A 6592-nucleotide genomic window follows, 5' to 3' on the forward strand; every position below is an offset into this window, starting at 1 on the left:
CTCTGTGGTGTGGGCGTTTCGCCATAGGTATCTAACAACTGACAAGATGTCCAACCCACAAGATTAGACAATTTATTTTTTGGTAATCCTTTGCACTTCTGTGTGATATCCAAGCAAAACTTGAATCCAAAATTGGTACAAATTTCCCTCTATGAACTTCAAAAACCAAACTCTCCTGATTACCGGAATTAATGAATTTGTCGGCTTGCGTGCAGCCGAATTAGCCATCGCGCAGGGAATAAAAGTTCGTGGATTACAAACTTCTAAAGAACAGAACAAAACAGCCCTAAATTTAGGTATTGAAGTTATTACTGGTAACATCGCTGACCCTAATATTGCTCAAAAAGCTTGTCAGGGAATAGACGTTGTTTTACATACAGAACAAATGGCCCAAGAAGCCGGCCCAATTAATCATTTTCGAGAAATCAATGTTAACGGTGCTGTTAACATTGCGAAAGCTGCAAAGCAAGCAGGGATTAGCACTTTTGTGCATCTTTCCAGTGTCATGGTTTATGGTTTCAACTACCTTGATGGCGTTACAGAAACCGACACACTTTCTAATGACAACAATCCTTACTGTCAAACAAAAATAGAAGCAGAAACAGCACTTCTAGAATTAAATAATCCACCAGATTTTGGGATTATTATTATTCGTGCCGGTGATATTTACGGCCCTGGAAGTATTCCTTGGATAGTCAAACCAATTTTGATGATGCGCCAAAAATTATTTGCATATCCCAACGATGGTAAAGGAGTCATCAATCATGTGTACATAGATAATCTAATTGATGGCATCTTTCTAGCGATAGAAAAACAGACTTACGGAGAAATATTTAATATCACCGACGGACAACAAACTTCATGGAAAGAGTATTTCATGCGCTTAGCAGCAATGGAAAACTTACCAGCACCTCTTTCATTACCAAAAGATGAAATGAAATTGTTTTTAAAGCTACGCGCCCAAGGACAAAAATTATTTCGGAAAAAAGCCGATATTTTACCGGAATCTGTAGATTTTATGACTCGTCCCTATGCGTGTTCCATTGCTAAAGCCCAAACTTTGTTAGATTATAAACCAATAATTGACCTCGAAGAAGGTATGCAGCGTACACATGAATGGCTGCAACAAACGGAGATTGAAAATTTAGTGAAATAGGGGAGTAAGGAGTGAGGGGTTAGGAGTTTGGAGTTAGGAGTTTGGAGTTAGGAGTTTGGAGTTAGGAGTTTGGAGTTAGGAGTTTGGAATTAGAAGAATAGAAAATTCAGTAAGTGTGTTATTGCTTCTTAATTACCCTGAAATTATTTCACTTGGGTATCAAATTATTCTGACTTCTGACTCCTGACTTCTGACTTCTGACTCCTGACTTCTGATGTTGCATTTGACTAACAATTATTTGCAATTAAGTTTAAAATAATCGACAGATTGTGTGAATACTTGTTTGATATGAGTAGCAATCAGCCACGATTGAGTATTGGATTACCTGTATACAATGGTGAAAAATTTCTTCAAGAAGCCTTAGATTCTCTGTTGGCTCAAACCTTTGAAGATTTTGAATTAATTATTTCAGATAATGCATCTACAGATAAAACTGAGCAAATTTGTAGAGCATACGCCAACAAAGACCAACGTATTCGTTACTACCGTAATGAGCATAACATTGGTTGCGCTCGTAACTTCAATCGTGTTTTGGAGTTAGCTTCGGGTGAGTATTTTAAATGGGCAGCTTATGACGATTTACATGCCCCTGATTTTATCAGTAAATGTGTTGAAATACTCGATAGCGACCCTACCATTATTTTGTGTCACACCCAGGTGTATTTTATCGACGAACAAAGAAAGTTTCTCCAAAACTACAATATTAAACTCAAAACAGATTCTCTAAAACCACAAGACCGCTTTCACGAATTACTAGCTAAACACCTATGTTATCAGTGCTATGGCGTAATTCGTACTACCGCTCTCAAAAGAATACCACCTATGGGTGGTTATGGGAATGCTGATGGAATTTTTTTGTTAAGGCTTGGTCTTCTGGGTAAGTTTTATGAAATCCCAGAATACTTGTTTTTTGCTAGAAGTCATCCGCAACAATCAATGAGTATGTTTTTCCCCGATTATTTGTTGGTTGCAAACAATAATCAAGCATCTTCATTTACTGAATTACCTGATTTTTATAGCTATACAGTGTGGTTTGATTCTGCAAAGCAAGGAAAAATTTTATTCCCCCATTGGAGAATCTTATGGGAGTATTTCCGATCCATTTGGTGTAGTCCTTTAAGTTTGTATGAGCGCTTATGTTGTCATAGAAGCTTACACCAAAAGTTAAAAGGCACAGAATATTTGTTACTGAAAGATTTGCTCAAAGTTTTGCAACAACTTGCATTAAGTTGGCAAAATACATCATTTTCAGAACAAAAAATCACATTTTGAATTCAAGAATAACAGTAATATTGAAAAGTAAAAAGAGAAGCCTGAAAAATCAAATTTTTCATCTCTTTTTATTTTGAACTTGTGAATTTTGATTTGGTGTTTTTTTGAATTTACCAAACTAACCATTTTCACGACAAAAATATGCTGAAACTATCTCACTTATCTTACTTTTTGTTTGCTACTTTAATAGGCATTAGCTTTGCAAAATCAGTGAACGCTGAACCAACAGCAAAACTGAATATTGTAGTCAATGGAATCCGTCACCAAAAAGGTGAGATTTGCTTCCGAGTTTTTGGGGGTGAAAAAGGATTTCCCATGAGTAATACTAGTGAAGTTAAAAGTGGCTGCGCTAAGATTACAGGTTCTTCTGTAACAAAAGAATTCTCTGGTTTAAAACCAGGGACTTATGCTGTTGCTGTAGTTGACGATCAAAATGGCGATCGCAAACTCAATAAAGACTTTTTTGGTATTCCTACAGAAGGTTTTGGCCTTTCCAAAAATCCAACTGTATCCATACAAACAGGCACACCAAAATTTCGTGATGCCAGTTTTGTAGTGAACAAAAATACCACAGTCAACATTAGGATGAAATACTCTTTGGATTCATAAAGGCGAGTAGGGAGTGGGGAGTGGGGGAATAAAAAAGACAAGGGAGACAAGGGAGACAAGGGAGAATAACTCCTAACTCCTAACTCCTAACTCCTAACTCCTAACTCCTAACTCCTAACTCCCCACGCCCCATTCCCTATTTTCGGAGAATTTAATGGAAGATTTGGCAATATTTCTGTCTAAGTCTTTGATGGGTTGGCTGGTTATTCAGGTGTGTTTAACGCTAATCTTTCTTTGGTATGTGCGCTCATCTCCAAAAACTTTATTATCAGATGAGGAGTTGCCTAAAACAGCAGTAATTCTTTGCTTGCGGGGAGCAGATCCGTTTTTACCTAGTTGTTTGCGATCGCTCTTAAATCAAAACTATCCTAATTACGATCTCAAGTTAGTTATTGATAGTCAGGAAGATCCAGCTTGGAAAATTGCCAGCGAAACTATTATAGAACAAGAAGCGACTAATGTTCAAATCAGTCCTTTGAGAATAGTACGCAATAATTGTAGTCTCAAATGTAGCTCTTTAGTGCAAGCTGTCCGTGAGTTGGATGATTCCTATAAAGTAGTTGCTTTAGTAGATGCTGATACTGTAGTTCATCGCAATTGGTTGCGAGAATTAGTCAGTCCTCTAGGGGATGCTAATGTTGGAGCCACAACCGGTAATCGTTGGTATGCGCCAACAGGTAGGCATTGGGGATCTTTAGTACGATACATAGGCAATGTATCGACAGTAGTCCAAATGTTTCTCTTCCAAATTCCTTGGGGCGGAACTTTGGCTATGAAAACAGAAGTGCTTCACCAAACAGAACTTTTAGATAAGTGGGCACAAGCTTTAAGTGAAGATTTCATGATTCATGATGTCCTAAAAATACATGGATTAAAAGTTAAGTTTGTACCTTCTTTACTCACAGTTAATCGTGAAGAAATTGAATTAGTCAACTTACTTGATTATCTCAAGCGTTTAATACTTTGTTCTCGACTTTATCACCCGCGTTGGTTGGCTATAGTTAGTGAAGCTGTTTCTAGTATTCTGTTTCCCACTACAGTGATTATGCTAATTTTAGATTCATTGTTAGAAGCAAAATGGGAAGCAGCATCTCTATTATTTGTTTGCTATAGCGTCTACATTGTCGGATTACTTTTGCTGATGCTCGTCTTGGAGCTAGGCATACAGCAAGTGGTTCGTTTAAATGACCAACCAATAACCAAATTATCAGCCCCTACCATCGCTAAAATGTTAATTGGCATTCCGCTAACACAATGGGTTTATGGCTTAGCAATGCTATCGTCTCTGTGGATTTCAACAGTCACCTGGCGCAGTATCAGCTATCGAGTTCGAGGAGCTTGGAATATTCGCTTAGTAGAATATCGCCCTTATCAATGGTTGGATCAGCCTATTAATAGCAAAATTTCTCTTTGAATAGGAGTCAGGAGTCAGGAGTCAGGAGTCAGAATTCAGGAGTCAGAATTCAGGAGTCAGAATTCAGGAGTCAGAATTCAGGAGTCAGAATTCAGGAGTCAGGAGTCAGGAGTTAGAATCGGGTCTTTATTTAAACAGGGTCTACTTTTAAATTCTTAGTTTTTTGAAAATTAGGTTTTATTTTTAAATCCTAAACTATTGCCTGTTAAGAGTTTACCGTTCTCTTTTGAAAAAGTCCACTTCTCAATTTTGACCAAGTTTAACTAAGATAAATAGATGGTCAAACTCTAATAAAAAGAGACTTCCAATTGATTGACCATTGCCCATTGCTTACTCTTTGCTTTAAATATCAACTAGGCTCTGAAAACTATCAGCCTAAACATTAATTAGTACTTGATTTATATTAACTTATTTTTATTAGACTATATTAATTATAATCCTTGTCAAGCGATACACATTAGTTCATTTTTGGTCAAGGATTATAAAATATATTAAGGGGAATTTTGACTGAGAGTTTTTAGTGTTGTAATAATTTCTGATTAAGGGTCAGAAAACTCATTTTTATCATCTCTAATTGAAAATGATTCTAAATGTGTAAATCCTCAGAGTAACTATATTTTTGGGAATTGTAGAGCCAAATAGTCAGGATATTGTAAGAAAAAATTCATCAGTAGTCTGACTTCAGAATGAGTCAAAAATCAGATTTTATAAAGCTTAATTCTTGTCAATTAAGCTTACATAAAATATTCTAAATTCTGACTTCTGAATTCTGAATTCTGACTTTTCATGAAACATTGCTGCGTAAATCCTAAGTTCAAAACCAGCATTTTCGTGAAATAATTCATTTTTGATATGACTAAACAACGACTCCGCATTGCCCTATTTACCGGATTGTATGCTCCTTTCTTAACTGGAGTTTCCGTGGCAGTACATCAACGAGTTCGTTGGTTGTTACAACAGGGACATGAGGTTTTTTTGATTCATCCACAAATTAACGATCGCTACCCTAAAAATGTTGGCGATCGCCCCATGCTAGGATTAAATGAAATTCAATCTTTCCCTAACTTAACTACTTACGCATTCCCCACAAAACCATTAATCTTTTACAAATCTCTTCCCCAACCATTGCACTATCGGCATTGGAGTGATACCAAGCTGTTAGAAAAGTTTCAGCCTGACATTATAGTGGTGGAAGAAGCACCACAAATGAGAGGTTTATACTCACTTTTCTTGCAAGGTTACGGTCGCCCTGTGGGAACACAATACGCAAGACGAACAGGTACGCCAATAATATCACTTTTCCACACTGATATTGTTGAGTACATCAAATATTACTTTGGCAATAGATTCTTTAGTTTAATTCGTCCAATTATTCCCATTTTGGTGAAACAATTTAGCAAATCTTATGACTTCAATTTCTTTTCTTCTCAAGAACAATTGAATAAATACAAAACCTTCAAATGCCAACGTGCTGAATATCTTGCTTATCAAGGTATAGATTGCGAAAAATTTCACCCGCGTAATATTTGTTATGACCCAATTCCCAACGACAGCAGACCAACTTTGTTGTTTGTTGGACGCATTACTGCGGAAAAGAATGTCAGCCAACTAATTGATATATATCCACTCATTGCAGCCAAAATCCCTGATGTCCATCTGGTGATTGTTGGTAGTGGCCCCCAAGATGAAGAAATCCGTCAGCGTGCCCAAAAATATGCATCGGGTATCACCATCTGGGGTGAGTCCCACGGTTCGGAACTTTTAGGTTGGTTTGCGAGGGCAGATATTTTTGTTAACCCCTCCATCACCGAAAACTTCTGCACTACAAACAACGAAGCTTTAGCCTCTGGAACCCCTGTAATTGCTGTGATTGCACCTTCAACCTCAGAACAGGTAACTCCTGGTTATAACGGCTTTTTGGCTCAACCCAACAACCCAAAAGACTTTGCCCAGAAGGTGATTGCGATTCTAGAAAACCCCGACTTGAAAGCAGAAATGACCACACAAGCCCGACCTTCCATAATCGATTTTGATTGGTCAGCATGTATGGAAAAATTTGAAAACAAACTCTATCAAATCGTTAAGGAGAATAGGGATTAGGGCATGGGGCATGGGGCATAGGGCATAGGGCATGGGGCATG

5 protein-coding genes are annotated in these 6592 nt (G+C 37.5%); all 5 read left to right on the forward strand.

The annotated features are described in order from the left end of the window. Positions 1 to 151 precede the first annotated feature (151 nt). The 5 genes from VF06_RS33420 to VF06_RS33440 all read left to right on the forward strand — a co-directional run bounded on the left by VF06_RS33420 (position 152) and on the right by VF06_RS33440 (position 6551). Positions 152 to 1156 (forward strand): NAD-dependent epimerase/dehydratase family protein, encoded by a 1005-nt coding sequence (locus VF06_RS33420; protein ID WP_099070491.1) that lies wholly within the window; start codon positions 152 to 154, stop codon positions 1154 to 1156. A 288-nt stretch (positions 1157 to 1444) separates the two neighbouring features. After that, complete coding sequence (locus VF06_RS33425) at positions 1445 to 2428, forward strand: glycosyltransferase family 2 protein (RefSeq protein ID WP_099070492.1); 984 nt, start codon at positions 1445 to 1447, stop codon at positions 2426 to 2428. 141 nt (positions 2429 to 2569) lie between these two features. Beyond that, the gene (locus VF06_RS33430; protein WP_099070493.1) at positions 2570 to 3037 is read left to right on the forward strand and encodes a DUF2141 domain-containing protein; all 468 of its coding nucleotides are present in this window, start codon (positions 2570 to 2572) and stop codon (positions 3035 to 3037) included. A gap of 154 nt (positions 3038 to 3191) precedes the next feature. Further along, a complete protein-coding gene (locus tag VF06_RS33435) occupies positions 3192 to 4451 on the forward strand; it encodes a glycosyltransferase family 2 protein (RefSeq protein WP_099070494.1) in 1260 nt (419 codons plus the stop codon). Between the two features lie 852 nt (positions 4452 to 5303). Continuing rightward, a complete protein-coding gene (locus tag VF06_RS33440; protein ID WP_099070495.1) occupies positions 5304 to 6551 on the forward strand; it encodes a glycosyltransferase in 1248 nt (415 codons plus the stop codon). The last annotated feature ends 41 nt before the right edge of the window (positions 6552 to 6592 follow it).

The organism is Nostoc linckia z4, from assembly GCF_002608075.1.
GTDB lineage: Bacteria > Cyanobacteriota > Cyanobacteriia > Cyanobacteriales > Nostocaceae > Nostoc > Nostoc linckia.